The sequence below is a fragment of the Methanobrevibacter sp. genome, from assembly GCF_017410345.1.
In the GTDB taxonomy this organism is placed as follows: domain Archaea; phylum Methanobacteriota; class Methanobacteria; order Methanobacteriales; family Methanobacteriaceae; genus Methanobrevibacter.
Window position 1 is genome coordinate 1 of sequence record NZ_JAFQQZ010000014.1, and the last position, 13,959, is coordinate 13,959.

Annotated in this window: 18 protein-coding genes; 8 read left to right on the plus strand and 10 right to left on the minus strand. The window is 31.7% G+C overall.

The window, feature by feature from the left end:
- Window positions 1-32: 32 nt before the first annotated feature.
- The 3 genes from IJE13_RS01365 to IJE13_RS01375 all read left to right on the plus strand — a co-directional run bounded on the left by IJE13_RS01365 (window position 33) and on the right by IJE13_RS01375 (window position 2,929).
- Entirely contained in the window at window positions 33-323 is a 291-nt protein-coding gene (locus IJE13_RS01365) for a hypothetical protein (RefSeq protein WP_292776167.1), read from the plus strand.
- A gap of 828 nt (window positions 324-1,151) precedes the next feature.
- Window positions 1,152-2,213 (plus strand): HEAT repeat domain-containing protein, encoded by a 1,062-nt coding sequence (locus tag IJE13_RS01370; protein ID WP_292776169.1) that lies wholly within the window; start codon window positions 1,152-1,154, stop codon window positions 2,211-2,213.
- A gap of 77 nt (window positions 2,214-2,290) precedes the next feature.
- Complete coding sequence (locus IJE13_RS01375; RefSeq protein WP_292776171.1) at window positions 2,291-2,929, plus strand: hypothetical protein; 639 nt, start codon at window positions 2,291-2,293, stop codon at window positions 2,927-2,929.
- 149 nt (window positions 2,930-3,078) lie between these two features.
- Here the strand turns inward: IJE13_RS01375 and IJE13_RS01380 are convergent, their stop codons facing one another.
- The 7 genes from IJE13_RS01380 to IJE13_RS01410 all read right to left on the minus strand — a co-directional run bounded on the left by IJE13_RS01380 (window position 3,079) and on the right by IJE13_RS01410 (window position 9,080).
- Entirely contained in the window at window positions 3,079-5,031 is a 1,953-nt protein-coding gene (locus IJE13_RS01380; protein ID WP_292776174.1) for a DNA/RNA helicase domain-containing protein, read from the minus strand.
- A gap of 221 nt (window positions 5,032-5,252) precedes the next feature.
- Entirely contained in the window at window positions 5,253-5,702 is a 450-nt protein-coding gene (locus IJE13_RS01385; RefSeq protein ID WP_292776177.1) for a hypothetical protein, read from the minus strand.
- A 36-nt stretch (window positions 5,703-5,738) separates the two neighbouring features.
- Window positions 5,739-6,200: a hypothetical protein gene (locus IJE13_RS01390; RefSeq protein ID WP_292776179.1), complete on the minus strand. Its 462-nt coding sequence runs from the start codon at window positions 6,198-6,200 to the stop codon at window positions 5,739-5,741.
- 118 nt (window positions 6,201-6,318) lie between these two features.
- Window positions 6,319-6,783: a hypothetical protein gene (locus IJE13_RS01395; RefSeq protein WP_292776181.1), complete on the minus strand. Its 465-nt coding sequence runs from the start codon at window positions 6,781-6,783 to the stop codon at window positions 6,319-6,321.
- A 25-nt stretch (window positions 6,784-6,808) separates the two neighbouring features.
- Window positions 6,809-7,276 carry a hypothetical protein gene (locus IJE13_RS01400; protein WP_292776184.1) on the minus strand — a complete coding sequence of 156 codons (468 nt, stop codon included), beginning with the start codon at window positions 7,274-7,276 and terminating at the stop codon, window positions 6,809-6,811.
- Between the two features lie 415 nt (window positions 7,277-7,691).
- Entirely contained in the window at window positions 7,692-7,877 is a 186-nt protein-coding gene (locus IJE13_RS01405) for a hypothetical protein (RefSeq protein ID WP_292776187.1), read from the minus strand.
- 999 nt (window positions 7,878-8,876) lie between these two features.
- Window positions 8,877-9,080, minus strand: a complete 204-nt coding sequence (locus tag IJE13_RS01410) for a histone (RefSeq protein WP_292776189.1) — start codon at window positions 9,078-9,080, stop codon at window positions 8,877-8,879.
- Window positions 9,081-9,636: 556 nt separating this feature from the next.
- Here IJE13_RS01410 and hisG point away from each other — a divergent pair.
- The 5 genes from hisG (at window position 9,637) to pyrB (ending at window position 12,803) form a co-directional block, all read left to right on the plus strand.
- Complete coding sequence (gene hisG / locus IJE13_RS01415) at window positions 9,637-10,500, plus strand: ATP phosphoribosyltransferase (RefSeq protein WP_292776192.1); 864 nt, start codon at window positions 9,637-9,639, stop codon at window positions 10,498-10,500.
- 63 nt (window positions 10,501-10,563) lie between these two features.
- A complete protein-coding gene (locus IJE13_RS01420; RefSeq protein ID WP_292776194.1) occupies window positions 10,564-11,373 on the plus strand; it encodes a fumarylacetoacetate hydrolase family protein in 810 nt (269 codons plus the stop codon).
- Between the two features lie 101 nt (window positions 11,374-11,474).
- On the plus strand, window positions 11,475-11,636 hold the full coding sequence (locus IJE13_RS01425; protein WP_292776196.1) for a hypothetical protein: 162 nt from the start codon (window positions 11,475-11,477) through the stop codon (window positions 11,634-11,636).
- Window positions 11,637-11,671: 35 nt separating this feature from the next.
- A complete protein-coding gene (locus IJE13_RS01430) occupies window positions 11,672-11,815 on the plus strand; it encodes a hypothetical protein (RefSeq protein ID WP_292776199.1) in 144 nt (47 codons plus the stop codon).
- Window positions 11,816-11,879: 64 nt separating this feature from the next.
- Window positions 11,880-12,803: an aspartate carbamoyltransferase gene (gene pyrB / locus IJE13_RS01435; protein WP_292776254.1), complete on the plus strand. Its 924-nt coding sequence runs from the start codon at window positions 11,880-11,882 to the stop codon at window positions 12,801-12,803.
- Between the two features lie 5 nt (window positions 12,804-12,808).
- Here pyrB and IJE13_RS01440 read toward each other — a convergent pair whose 3' ends face one another.
- Genes IJE13_RS01440 through IJE13_RS01450 form a run of 3 tightly spaced genes read right to left on the minus strand, consistent with a single transcriptional unit; the run spans window position 12,809 to window position 13,893 of the window.
- Window positions 12,809-13,141, minus strand: coding sequence for a HEPN domain-containing protein (locus IJE13_RS01440; protein ID WP_292776201.1), 333 nt, complete (start codon window positions 13,139-13,141; stop codon window positions 12,809-12,811).
- A 37-nt stretch (window positions 13,142-13,178) separates the two neighbouring features.
- Complete coding sequence (locus IJE13_RS01445) at window positions 13,179-13,523, minus strand: hypothetical protein (RefSeq protein WP_292776203.1); 345 nt, start codon at window positions 13,521-13,523, stop codon at window positions 13,179-13,181.
- A gap of 19 nt (window positions 13,524-13,542) precedes the next feature.
- On the minus strand, window positions 13,543-13,893 hold the full coding sequence (locus tag IJE13_RS01450; protein WP_292776205.1) for a hypothetical protein: 351 nt from the start codon (window positions 13,891-13,893) through the stop codon (window positions 13,543-13,545).
- Window positions 13,894-13,959: the final 66 nt, after the last annotated feature.

Here is a 13,959-nt window from a genome sequence, read left to right on the forward strand (position 1 = left end):
AAAAAATAAAAAATAAAAAGGGAGGTGAAAACATGCTAAAAATAGATGAATTCCGAATGGAAATGGAAGAGTCAAAAAGGATCTACACAGAAGAGCTAAGAAAATTCAGCGAAAAATTCGATTTTCTGGGAGATTTCACCATTGTGGAAGAGCCGGACATTGATACAGTTGACTATATCTATCATTTCAACAATCTGAATGGAACCAGCAAGGAGATCCTAAATTCAGCACGCAATGAAATATATAAGCATATGGTCAGATTTTCAAAATCAAATGGAATCGATGATTTCAGCAGAAATGCTTATATATCCTTTAAGAGGTGATAGTATGGAAAGAATATTCAAGCAACTTGAATTCCAATAAGCTATTTTTTTAAAACAATTTCAGAATTACGAAATAATTATAATATTACAAGTCCACCATATCATTGAGATCAAATCATAAATTACGAAACCATTATAATATTACAAAATGATTAAAATATTGACTTAATATCGTAAATTACGAAGTGACTACAATTTTACAAGTTCACCACAATATTGACATCAAATCATAAATTACGAAATCATTATAATATTACAAAATCACTACAATATTGACTTAATATCCTAAATTACGAAACCATTATAATATTACAAAATCACTACAATATTGACTTGAAACTGTAAAAAACGAAATGAAAACAATATTACAAGTTCACTACAATATTGACCTCAAATCGTAAATTACGAAACCATTATAATATTACAAAATGATTAAAATATTGACTTAATATCGTAAATTACGAAATAAATATAATATTGACCTCAAATTGAAAAATTAAAACTAAAACGTAAATTACGAAATAAATATAATATTAGCCTAATCTCACAAAAAACGAAACCATTATAATATTACAAGTTCACCACAACATTGACCTCAAATCATAAATAACGAAACGACTACAATTTTACAAGTTCACCACAATATTGACCTCAAATCATGAATAGCTAAAGATAATTTCTTGTTTGTGGAATGATGAATGAATTTTTTTATTGTTATATCATTATTATATGAAAACTAAATAGATATTTATAAATACATTCATAAACAAACTCCCATTTAAGTAGTTAATGCTAAAAAAGACTAGAGAATAGTTATTAGGTGATAGGATGGGCTTATTTGACAAACTAAAAAAGAATAAGTGGGATGATAAAGACCCACAGGTAAGAATGGAAGGTATTGAAGAACTTCTAAACAGCGATAAAAAGGATGAGGATAAACAGAAAATTCTAAGAGGAATTGCAGAAAATGATCCAGACAGTGACATAAGGATAATGGCTGTCCAAAATCTGGATATACCACGGCTATTTGAAGAGATTATCCTGAATGATCCTGACTGGAAAGTAAGAATGGCTGCAGTTGAAGGACTAAAAAAAGATATAATCTACTTTAGAGAAGAATTTGCAGACGAAGAAGCTTATGTGGACCATTACGATGTCAATAAGGAATATATAGATTTCCTTGAGGAGGTAGGACAAAACGATGAAAGCAGTGAAGTGAGGGACGCTGCAAATAAGATTGTCAATGACCCGTATTTAAACAAAAACGCATCAGATAAAATGCAAGGCCTTCAAAAGAGTGATATCAGGAAGATCAGCTACACTGTCGTTGACGTTTCCAAGAACACTGAAAGGAATATTGTCCTGACTCAAAATGATAATTTAGAATACACTTATGAAGCAGAATCCGTCAAGGAACTATTGGATTGCTGCTTTGGCGGTGACATAATCACAATCACCTATGACAACTCCAGCGGAATCAACAATGAGAATCATATGATAGTGGATTACAATGTCCTAGACAAGCAAGTTCCTTTCCCTAATAAGATACCTATAGATGGAACCAATTTTGATAGAATCATAACTTATGAGAACATAGATGCCCAAAACTTTACAGAGAGCGCCTCCCTATCCGAAAGTGACAAGGCCTACAATCAGATGGTGATACCTCTTGTAAAGGCATGCCTATACAGCAAGAACCGAATGTTTTCAGTTGCGGTTGGTGATGAGATAAGATTAAGTGAAATGGATTTCGAAGGAGGAGTTCCAGACCTATCCGAAGCCATGTCAAATCTGACAAAGGATCTCAAATTCAAAGTCAAGAAAATCGAATTCATATGCAGAAAGGTAAATGAACTCCCTAAGTCAGATAACATGACTCTCTATAGGTAATAGAATTAACTCACCTACCCTGAAAACATGAGCATCTACATCCTGAAATAATTAAAAATCAAGTGAAGGGGTAAAAAATGAACTACTGCTATAACTGTGGAGCCAAGCTGATAGGGCGTGATCAAAAGTTCTGCATAAAATGCGGAACCAGATTAGTTGAACACGAAGAGAAATACAAGCACTATCTAAAGGAATCCCACAGGAAATACAATAAACTGGAAGGGGAAAGCTACAATGAATATCTCCAAAGAATCAACTCACCTCTAAAGGATGTGGAATCCGTAAGCGCGGATGAGATTGAAGAGGAAAACATATCTTATACCACCAAGGCTGAAGATGAAGAGGAATATTATTACCCCATTGAAGATGATGAACCATATTATGAGCCATCACCATATGACGATTACGAAGATGAAGATGAAGATGAAGATGATGACCAATACCACAAAGAGGTAATCGTCGAGGGAATGTTCGGCAAGCCATCAGTGTCCACAGAAGGAAATTATATAGTGGAAGGAATGTATGGAAGACCTAAATACTATATCGATGGAGACATAATCAGGGAAAAGAACCAATTCGGAAGACCTGTCTATCATATTGATGGAAACTATATAAGGGAAGGAATGTATGGAAGACCTAAGTACTATATCGATGGTGACCTAATCAAGGAGAACAATCAGTTTGGTAGGGTAGTTGGTAGAAGAAGAAGGTATTAACTATACATGATGTAGATAAAAAATAATATTTTTTAATTTAGATTTAATTAAATTAAATATGGCCTCTATTAAAATAATAGTAAAATAAATATTATTAATTTAATTAACTGAAAATTGAATAAAATAATAGGATAAAAAATTTGGAAAAACTAATTTATTTCCAACTCTTTTATTCCAATACTTTTTAAATATTCATAAGTTCCATCATAAAACTCTTTTAATCTAGTTTTATCGTCATCATCACCTTCAGGGACAAAAATTACCATTCCTCTACGAGCTCTTGTTAATATAACTCTATATGAATTTATCAAATAGTTTTTACCAGTTAAATTATTATCACTTATTTTATTCCATTTTGTGCCTGAAAATTTATAATGCTGAAACTCACCATCTACATATCTAAGATTTGCATCCCAACCTACAATAGAATAATCTATTTCCAATCCTTGAATATCGAATTCAGTTGCAGCAATTTCTAAATGATTTGAGCTTCTAATATCATCAGTGTCATTTAAAAACCATGATTCTACATCAATATTATTTTTAACAAATATTCCATCAGGTATTAATCGTAACCCATTTGACTGTGCTAATAATCCATACCTGACTTCATCAGTTTCTTCAGAAGCAACTTTCTTAATCCATTTTTTAGCATCTTTCAAATTTCTAGTAATGAATAATGGAAAATCATCATTGAACTCTTTTAATATTCTCCTTGAATTATCCTTATCATTATCTAATAAATATTCTACAAATTTAGGTAAATTTGGAGCATCTAATGATCTTATTGTACTATAGAGATACAAGCTATCTTCATCATATACCTCTAATTCATTAAATTCTTCATTTAATTGCAAATCTTCTTTTGAAGCAAAAATATTCCAGTGCGGGTATCTATTTTGTAATGCTTTAAACCATTCACTAATTCCTGCTTCACCTTTATTAATTTCTTGACCTTGACCAACTAAACATATAATGACCGCCCAATCTTCTTTGCGATCCATAATACTTATTAAAAATTCAGGTTCAGACATTTCAAAATTAGGTATGCCTTTTTTCCTTTTCATAAAATCTGCAGTCTGCTCTTTTGTCCAAGCTCTTTGTGCTTCATCAAAGATTACAATATTTTCATGCTGAGTTAATTCATCATTGATTGCATCATCCCTAAATTGATGAATTGGTTGTATAAATGAAATAACTTTTAATCTAGCTTCTTTTTTACTGATATTATTTCTTTGATGACTATCCCTTGACAATGCCTCTTGTAAAACTCTTACCAAAGGCCCATTACCTGATAAAAATACAGCAGGCTCTTTATTATTAACACTTCTTTTTGTAGCAATATTCAATCCAACCAATGTTTTACCTGCTCCTGGAACACCTGTCAAAAATATAATGGATTTTTGGTTTAATCTAATAGAATCATCGATAATTCTATCAATAGTATCTTGTGTTTCATCTAAAAACAAGTCATCAGAACTTCTCTGATGGATATCCTTAACTTCATGAGTTTCATATAATTCTCTTGCAGCTTGTAAAATACTTGGTGTTGGAGCATATTTTGATTTAGACCAATTAGTTAAGTCAGCATTTGTTCTATAATCCCTACAAATTTGAGAAATAATATTTGATAAATTGTGTTTATTAGCTTTAATAATTCCAAAAATATCATTTTCATCTTTTTCAAAATGATTTTCTATAGTGTCTGCTTCAGTTGCAACAAGAATTGGTACAAGAATTTTATCTCTACTTTCAAAATGATAATTCTTTAAAATTTTTATATAATTGTCTAATTGATCAATATCTGCTTTTTTATATTCTTCTTCCCAAACCTTAAATTCTATAATAAAAACTAATCCATCAATTAAAAGAACGTTGTCTATTATTGCCCCCATTCTTGGTATTTTATATTCAAATATAATGTTTCCAGAAAGAAAAGGAGATAACTGGTCTTTTAAAATTTTTATTTGATCAATCCATGCATTTTTTTGAAGATCATTTAATTCATAAAATTCGTAATTCTTAGTTAATTCACCTAAAATAAAATTTGAATCATCATTTTTGAAATTTTCTATAGAGTTTTCATAACCAAATTTTGCCATTATATCACCCTATCTTTACAATAAGAATATTATAAAAAAATTAGTTAGAATTGAAATATTTAATATATAGTTTAATATTTATAAAATATAAAATTTTTTCATAAATAGTTTTATATAGTAAACTCGTATAAAAAATTGTTAAAATAAAAATAGAACTTTAAAATAAATTTAAAAAAGAATTAAAGAATTATTAGAAAAAAAGAGACAAATAATAAAAAAAATTAATTTAAGCTATCCAAAATAACCCCTACAGGACTATCCTCTAAATCCACATCTAAAGGACCCTTATAATTGATCACAATCAGCTCCTCACCATTGTCACAGAAATACAAAATTCCCCTTTGATACTCCTGATTGTACCAATTCTCCTCTATATCAAAATCCCCTTTGGTGTAATTGGTCCGATATGTGAAGTCATACATTGACTTTTCAAGGGAATACCTCAATACATCCCTATCCGTATCATGATCCATAGCTGAAATGGAAATTGTATGATATCTATCACTCTCAAGGAGAACAAAGTTATCGGATTGATTTGCAATATGATATCCATCTGGAATGGTAAAATTAGTATTTAACTCAGTAGGATTGGTCTGAAAGCTAGAAATAGCTAAAACACTACAAAATAAGATTAGTATCAAACCAACTATAATAAAAATTTTTTTATTCATGTTATCAAAAAAAGAAAAGGGAATAGATGTCTCCATCTATTCTAAAGAACTAACAACCTGATAAGCAGGATTGTCATCTGCTTGAGGAAGATCCTCTGAGTCAGGTATTCCAAGAGCCACTAGAACAGGAGTTCCTGATCCGTCATCACAGATATACATGTATCCTTTAGTGTCCATATAGCTGTAAGTGGATTGGTCCACATTGAAGCTTCCTGATTCAAAGCTAGTCTCATCTGCAAACTTGCATCCCTGATTGTCAAGAAGTGACTTGAAGATGTCAAGGTCGCTTACTGAATCCAAAGCATATACAATTACGGAATGGTCATCATCAGCTTCAAATGCCAACATGTTGTCAGCCTCATCAGCAATCTGATAACCCTCAGGTATGTCAAATGTATAGTCTCCCAATGAAGCATAGTCGTCTTCAGCTGCAATGGCTGTCATGCTTCCTACCAATATCAAAAGCATCAAGCTTAAAAATATGTATTTAAATCTCATTTTTTATCACCTAAAACATTTTTCTTTTTATTATATAAAAATTTATTAAATCTTAATCTACAATTCAATGAAAAGAGTTTTGGTCAAGGTTTTACGAGCGAAGCGAGTAAAAGCTTGATTAATAATTATCCTGCAAGGAACTTATAAGCTCCAATATAAGCTTATCCTTGCCATCTGGGAAATCGTCCTCATTCAAGAAGCTATGAAGGATGTAAACGCGGTCATCTCCATTATCACAAGCGAAGTACAATCCTATAAAATCCTGATATGTAAAACTTGTCTCATTCACATGATAGATTCCCCTTTGATAAGTGTCAAATGTGCCATTGAATTCATATCCTGCACGTTCATACATGCCAAAAAGCTTATCCGGATCTGTATCCCTAACCATTATGACAATGGTCTGATTCTTATCTGAACTTTCCAAAAATGCATACTGGTTGGTTATATTGATGATTTCAAAGTCTTCAGGTACGGTAAAGACCTTATCTCCAATTATTCCAACATCATCAGATTCCGCAGCTGAAACATTGGATGCCAATACCAGAACCATCAGGAACAAAAACAAAATCTTGTATTTCATTTTCTTACTCCCCTAATATTAAAGATCATTTCTTCTCCATTGAATCCAAGATGTCATTTACATCGAAGTCAGGAGCGTCCATGAAGTATTCGTCCTCACCTGCAGTTCCATGGGTGACTACAAGCTTGTCGTCCCCATCCTCACAGATGTACAGGAATCCGTAATATGCATCCTTGAAGTTATAGGTATATTCAGTCACATTGAAGATTCCCTTTGTTGAATTTCCTTCCTTCTCCAATTCATACCCTTGAGAGGTGAGCCTTTTCAATATCTCCTCATTGTCCATCTTTTCCTTGACGTCTGTTATGGAAAGGGAGTAGTATTGAACGGAATCCTCCAAAAGGATCACATCATCGCTCTGGTTTGTAATGTTATAGTCTTCAGGGATTGTGAAGCTGTAATCCCCAATTGTCGCATCTTCAGCTGAAATGGCTGAAATGCTGCATGCCAAGATTAAAACCATTAAGCATAAGAACAAATATTTAAATTTCATTATGGTCACCTAATAATATTTTTTAAAAATTAGATATAAATAATTTTATTTTTGATTATTTGGTTTAAAAAAAATAAAAAAATAAGTTAATATGATTAAAATAATATGATTGAGATTCGACTTGTACAAGAAACTAGATTTTTGGAGATTGCATTATTTTAATCATATCGTGTTTGTGTGTTATGATTTGTGTTTTCGAGCGATATAAAAATTGGTTAAAAAAAAGAAATTTTAGAAATGATTAAAATTTCTTCCTTAGAAAAAATATAACAATTGTTATAATTCTCTATACTATAATATAACTATTGTTATATATAAACTTTTCCATAAAAAGCAGATAAGAATTTCAATCCAATTGGAATATTGATGTCAAATCGTAAAAGCAAAATTGTTTAAAAAAAATAATTAATTGTTCTTATTCGTTAACTATCTTTTCAATGTCTTCCAATGTGCAACCTTCGCTGATCATCTTTTTTATAGAAGATTTTAATTCAGACATTCCTTTAACTCTACCTTCCTCTATACCTTCACCATGCCATTTTTCATAGCAGTACTGTTGAATTACTTCTACAACACCTGGGCTTAAATTTCCAAAATCCATATAATCACCAAAAAATCTTAAAAACTCATCCTTTCCGTACCAAGTTTGAAAATAATTTAAATAAATATTTAAAATTTCATTAAGCTTCTCTGTGGACAAATTTTCAATTTCATTTAACAGCCATATGCATTCCACCAAAACTTTCCTCTTATGCTTAATGTCTATAATTGGCAAAAGCTTTAGTGCAACTATATCAGTCCCAATTAACTTTTCTTTATTCTTTATTTTTGATTTTAAAGTATTTAAAGTTTTATTTTGGTCTTTAGCGGTTAACGATATGACAAATATATAAAACTGGTTTAATAAATTAGTTTTAAACCTAATGATATGATTTCGTTCTTCCTTTAGGCTAACAATAAAGATATAAACCGGTTTCTTAAAATCTTCGGCCAGTTTAGATGAATACCTTAAACATTTCAATATCACATCAAGAGTGATATCCTGTGATTCGAATTCAAGATCCACAATTACATTTTCATTGGTGGAAACTGGAAAATCTGTCAGGCTTTTTCTTAAATCCCCGCCGATATGCTCTCCGGAAAGTTTTTCCTTGAAAGTGAATGGAATGCCTAAATATTCAAAAAAATCATCTACATCTTCATTTGCGATCAGCTTAAAGCTGCCATCATAAATTTGATGGACAATCTTATCACAACCTATATTTTTTTAATCCCATAAAACCATGGGATTTAAACATTCATGAATGTATGTACTTAATTTTATTTTTAATGATATATATAGTCTTTGTTAAATCAAAAAAGAATTTTACAACCTTAAATCAATATTTTAAGCATTTAAAATATTTTAAAATTAGAGTAATATTTTAATAAGAATAGAAAAAACGATCAGAAATCAATATTATAATTGATATGGAAATTAAAAAATAGTGATTTGAAATTATGCAAAAAAATAATCAAAAAAAGTAAAAACAATTTCACTAAAAGTAGTGAAAAGAGTTTTGGTCAAGGTTTTGCGCCCCGAAGGGGCGTAAAAGCTTGGCTATAATTCGTTAATAGCTAATTCAATGTCTTCAGCTTTAACGGTTTTACGTTTTGCTAATGCAGCGAATTTGATAGCTTTTTTAGCAACTTTTGCTGCTTCTTCTTCCATGTATGCACTTAATGCTTTTTTAGCGTCTTCGCTTACTCTTTCAGCACCAGCTTCTTTAATGATTCTTCCAATAGGAGCTACAGGAATTGCCATAAATATCATTCTCCATAATTTTTTATTTGAAAATACATACTTATTACTAATGCAATATTTTTTCAATATTATTAGTGAAAGTCCGTTTATATCTGGTATTTTTAAAAAATACTAGCTAAACAAGCTTTTTTTCATAAGTACTATATTATCTTATAATTTACTAGTATATAAAGGTTTCTAAAAAATAGCTCATATAACGCCTTTAATTTGCAAAATAGGATATATTTGAATATGAAATTTGAATTAATTAATTGTAATGATTTATAATTAAAAAACATAAACTATAAAAAGTACAAATGAAATTCTAAGTATTTATAAAAGAAATAAAAATATAGTTTGCATAATTTGAAATTAAACAAAAATAAAATTTTATTTTTCATTAGTTGAATTTGAATAAAAAAATTTCAATTTTTTAACAATTCAAATATATGTGAAAATTCAAGAATATCGATTAACATTATATAGAAATAAAACTAAAATAAATGTAGAAAAACAATTAACAGAAACTTTAGCTTATGAAAATATTTTCTTAAAAAAAAGAATTAGGAAGAATTATATGAAACTTAAAATAGCGGTGCCGTCAAAGGGCAGAATAAGCGATCCTGCAGTGAAGATATTGGAAAAGGCAGGACTCGGTCTAAAGGACAGCACAAACAGGAAATTATTCTCACAAACCTATAATGAAGATATAGATGTAATGTTTGCACGTGCTGCAGACATACCTGAATTCGTGGATGAGGGAATCTGTGATATGGGAATCACAGGATACGACCTCATAGAAGAAAATGACGTTGATGTTGAAATACTTCTTGACCTTCAGTTCGGAGCAACCAAATTGGTTCTTGCATCACCGGATGACAGTCCAATAATATCAAAGGAAGACCTTAAGGACGGAATGACAATAGCTACAGAATTCCCAAATCTCACAAGGAAATACCTGGAAGAGAACAATCTGGACATCAAAATAGTCAAGCTTACAGGATCAACTGAAATAGCTCCATTCATTGGAATAGCCGATGCCATAACAGACCTTACAAGCACAGGTACCACATTGAACATGAACCACTTGAAGATTGTGGATACAATACTTGAAAGCTCAATTAAGCTAATAGCCAACAAGGATTCATATGAGAATAAGAAAAACCTTGTAGAAGCTGTAAGCACATCAATCCAAGGTGTGCTTGAAGCAGGAAGGAAAAAGCTTGTCATGATGAACGTAGCCAAAAAGGACCTTTGTGAAGTCCAGAAGGTCATGCCTGCAATGAGCGGGCCAACAGTGTCTGAAGTCTTATCATCTGAAGAGACCGTGGCAGTTCAGGCAGTAGTTGGAGAGGATGAAGTATTTGAGCTTGTAAACAAGCTTAGAAATGCAGGTGCACGTGACATATTAGTGGTTCCAATAGAAAGGATCATTCAATAATTAAAAGCAATTTGAAAGAATTATTCTTATAAATAATTCTTATTCTCTTTTTTTAGTGATTAAATGAAGTTCTTAAGATTCAAAAACAAGGTAGACAGTCTAAACGAAGACAAATCAATCAAATCAGGATTCCTGGACGATGAAAACAAGGTAGTCGAACTTAAGGGAGACATCCTGGACTATCACAACAAGGACATCAAAACAATTCTAGAAAACATTGTGGAAACACACAGTCTAGAGGATATTGAAATAGAAGCGCCAACAAATCCATCCAAGATAGTCTGCATAGGCCTCAACTACAAGGACCATGCAAAGGAAATGAATGAGGAACTCCCTGACAGGCCTACCATATTCATAAAGCCATCCACCACAGTAAACAGAACAGACAATATCATAATCTATCCGAAGATATCAAGTAGAATCGACTACGAAGGGGAGCTTGCTGCAGTGATTGGAAAGACAACAAAGCAAGTCAGCCCGGAAGAGGCAAGCGAATGCATCTTCGGATACACAATAATAAATGATGTCACTGCAAGGGACTTCACCCTTGGGGATGGCCAGTGGACAAGAGGAAAGAGCTGTGACGGATTCGCCCCAATAGGGCCTTTCATCGAAACAGAACTTGACCCATTGAATCAAAAGATAAGAACAAAGGTAAATGGAGAAATCAAGCAGAACTCAAGCACTTCACAGATGATCTTCTCACCACAGGAAATCCTATCCTATGTCAGCCAGACAATGACCTTCAATCCGGGAGACATAATAGCTACCGGAACTCCTCCTGGCGTAGGACCTATGGAAGCCGATTCAATCGTTGAAATTACAATTGAGGACATAGGAACATTGAAGAACTATCTAATCAAAGAAGAGTAAAATTAATAAATAAATCGATAAACTTATTATAATAATAAAAAAAATATATATAATTGAATATCCTTTATATAAAAAAGGATATTTAAAAAAGAGGTGAAAAAATGCAACTTAATAAAGTATGTATTATAGCAATCGTATTGTTCTTAATCTTTGCTATCTTGAAATGGTTAGCGTACTTCGGTTGGAAATTATTCATTTTAGGAATAATCATATCAATCATTGTCGCAGTTGTCGGATGGTTCAAAGGAGACGAATTGCTTTAAATGTTTTTTGATATGCTATTAAAAAGGGTGAAACAATGATTTGGACTCTAATAATAATAGCAATCCTATTGATGATAATATTCGGCCTATTGAAATGGATGATGAAGATAGGCATGAAAATATTCATTATAGGAATCCTTGTATTCATCATTCTCGCATTGATGGGATACATATTATAAAAAACTTTAAAAAATACAAAACAAGACTTGTATTTCAAGTGTAAAATCTAAGGAGTGTAATAACATATTTGGCCACGAAAACCTTATTTCATTAAAGGATTTTAAAAAGGAAGAAATAGAATTCATCTTGGACGAAGCAAGCAAACTGGAAGATGTTGCCAAGTCAAAGAAGCTATCTAGAGAGCTTGAGGGAAAGATATTGGGACTCTTGTTCTACGAACCTTCAACAAGAACAAGGCTTTCATTTGAAACCTCCATGAAAAGGCTCGGAGGAGAATGCATTGAGCTTGGAGAGGCATCCCACAGTTCAGTCGCCAAAGGCGAAAGCGTTGCCGACACAGCAAAGATGTTTGAATCCTACTGTGATGCTATCGTCATAAGGCATGACCTTGAAGGGGTATCCAGATTCCTTTCAGACATTCTTGACATTCCAATAATCAACGCAGGAGACGGTGCAGGCCAACACCCGACCCAAACATTATTGGACCTCTACACAATCAAGAAGCACTTCGGAAAGATAGATGGACTCAATATTGCGCTTCTTGGAGACTTGAAATATGGGCGTACAGTGCATTCACTTGCATATGCATTGGGACTCTATGATGTCGAAATGACCTTCGTCTCACCTGACGAACTCAAGATGCCTAAGGAAACATTGCATGACCTTGAGGAAAGCAACATCAAGTACAAGGAAACAAACAGCCTTAAGGATGTCATTGATGATGTCGATGTATTGTATGTCACAAGAATCCAAAAGGAAAGATTCCCTGACGAGGAAGAATATCTGGAGATTAAAGGGGCCTACCAAATCAACAGGGATCTTCTCGAAGGAAAGGACCTAATTGTAATGCACCCGCTTCCAAGAGTGGATGAGATCGCATATGATGTTGATGACACCAAGTACAACAAGTACTTTGAACAGGCAGCCAATGCAATTCCAGTAAGAATGGCTATTTTAAGAAACTTGATTACTCATAGGTTTGAGTAATTATTTCATTTACTTTTTTTATTCATTTTTAAGTTTTTTAACAAACCAACTATTTCATGAAAAATCTCTTCAGTCCCTTCAACGTTTTTTAAGAAAAATTTATTATTATAATCTGCGAAATTCCTATATTTCCTCATTTTTCTCAGATTTTCACCCAAACTCTTCTCACTTCCATAAGATTTTTCTAATTCATTTATTAAAAAAGAATGCCCATCATTAGAAGGAACCGTTTTATGATGGTTTTCCTCATAATAATTCTTAACTAAACCAAAAGCGGCATAATAAAAACGGCCTACAGCAGAACGCTGATATTCTTCCTTTTCGGAAATATTTTTCATGCAAAGACCGACATCATAAAATTTTTCCCAATAAAAGTCATAAAAGCACATCCACTAAAAGCAAACGTTTAACTTTACAATTAGAAACTTTCAAATCATCTATCTCTCTTTCCAAATCATATAATTTTTTACGATTATTTTTATATTCCCTTTCATCTCCTTTAATAAATATCATCAAATCTTCAAAACTTTTTATTTCAGGATCTGGAGCATATAATAAGGAATAAGAACAATTGGGAAAATAAGATTTAAGCAATGGATAAACCTTTTCCAACAGTTCTAACAATCCATTATTTGAACTAATAAAATTAATGATTTCTTCTAGATTAATTAACTTAAAATTGTCTAAAACACAATCTCTTTTATTTTCTTCTATCAACATAATATCACTTTTTATCAAATCATATATCAACTAAAAGCAATGGTTTAACATTGCAATTAGAAACTTTCAAATCATCTATTTCCTTTTCTAAATCTCTTAATCTCAAGCAATCCTCATCATAAAAATCCTCATCACCATTGATAAATAACATCAAATGTTCAAGATTTAAAATTTCAGGGTCAATTGAATATAATAAGCAATAGGAATATTTTGGAAAATATTTCCTTACTAAAGGATATGACTTTTCAATCAATTCCAAAAGTCCGTTATGCTCATCAATAAAATTGATTATCTCATCACGGTTCACCAACTTGAAATTGTCCAATACACACCCCTTGTTATCTTCTAAAACATTCTCTTGAATTAGCAAAAAATCACCTATTTTAAAAATTGATTAAAATTTTTTATTTCCTAATTAACTCTATAAAAAAAGTTA

Coding starts and splice junctions, on each gene's coding strand:
- IJE13_RS01370 (WP_292776169.1), top strand. CDS start 1,152: ATGGGCTTATTTGACAAACTAAAAAAGAATAAGTGGGATGATAAAGAC.
- IJE13_RS01405 (WP_292776187.1), bottom strand. CDS start 7,877: ATGGATTTTGGAAATTTAAGCCCAGGTGTTGTAGAAGTAATTCAACAG.
- IJE13_RS01375 (WP_292776171.1), top strand. CDS start 2,291: ATGAACTACTGCTATAACTGTGGAGCCAAGCTGATAGGGCGTGATCAA.
- IJE13_RS01390 (WP_292776179.1), bottom strand. CDS start 6,200: ATGAGATTTAAATACATATTTTTAAGCTTGATGCTTTTGATATTGGTA.
- IJE13_RS01380 (WP_292776174.1), bottom strand. CDS start 5,031: ATGGCAAAATTTGGTTATGAAAACTCTATAGAAAATTTCAAAAATGAT.
- IJE13_RS01420 (WP_292776194.1), top strand. CDS start 10,564: ATGAAGTTCTTAAGATTCAAAAACAAGGTAGACAGTCTAAACGAAGAC.
- IJE13_RS01385 (WP_292776177.1), bottom strand. CDS start 5,702: ATGAATAAAAAAATTTTTATTATAGTTGGTTTGATACTAATCTTATTT.
- IJE13_RS01400 (WP_292776184.1), bottom strand. CDS start 7,276: ATGAAATTTAAATATTTGTTCTTATGCTTAATGGTTTTAATCTTGGCA.
- IJE13_RS01395 (WP_292776181.1), bottom strand. CDS start 6,783: ATGAAATACAAGATTTTGTTTTTGTTCCTGATGGTTCTGGTATTGGCA.
- IJE13_RS01445 (WP_292776203.1), bottom strand. CDS start 13,523: ATGTTGATAGAAGAAAATAAAAGAGATTGTGTTTTAGACAATTTTAAG.
- hisG (WP_292776192.1), top strand. CDS start 9,637: ATGAAACTTAAAATAGCGGTGCCGTCAAAGGGCAGAATAAGCGATCCT.
- IJE13_RS01430 (WP_292776199.1), top strand. CDS start 11,672: ATGATTTGGACTCTAATAATAATAGCAATCCTATTGATGATAATATTC.
- IJE13_RS01425 (WP_292776196.1), top strand. CDS start 11,475: ATGCAACTTAATAAAGTATGTATTATAGCAATCGTATTGTTCTTAATC.
- IJE13_RS01440 (WP_292776201.1), bottom strand. CDS start 13,141: ATGAAAAATATTTCCGAAAAGGAAGAATATCAGCGTTCTGCTGTAGGC.
- IJE13_RS01365 (WP_292776167.1), top strand. CDS start 33: ATGCTAAAAATAGATGAATTCCGAATGGAAATGGAAGAGTCAAAAAGG.
- IJE13_RS01410 (WP_292776189.1), bottom strand. CDS start 9,080: ATGGCAATTCCTGTAGCTCCTATTGGAAGAATCATTAAAGAAGCTGGT.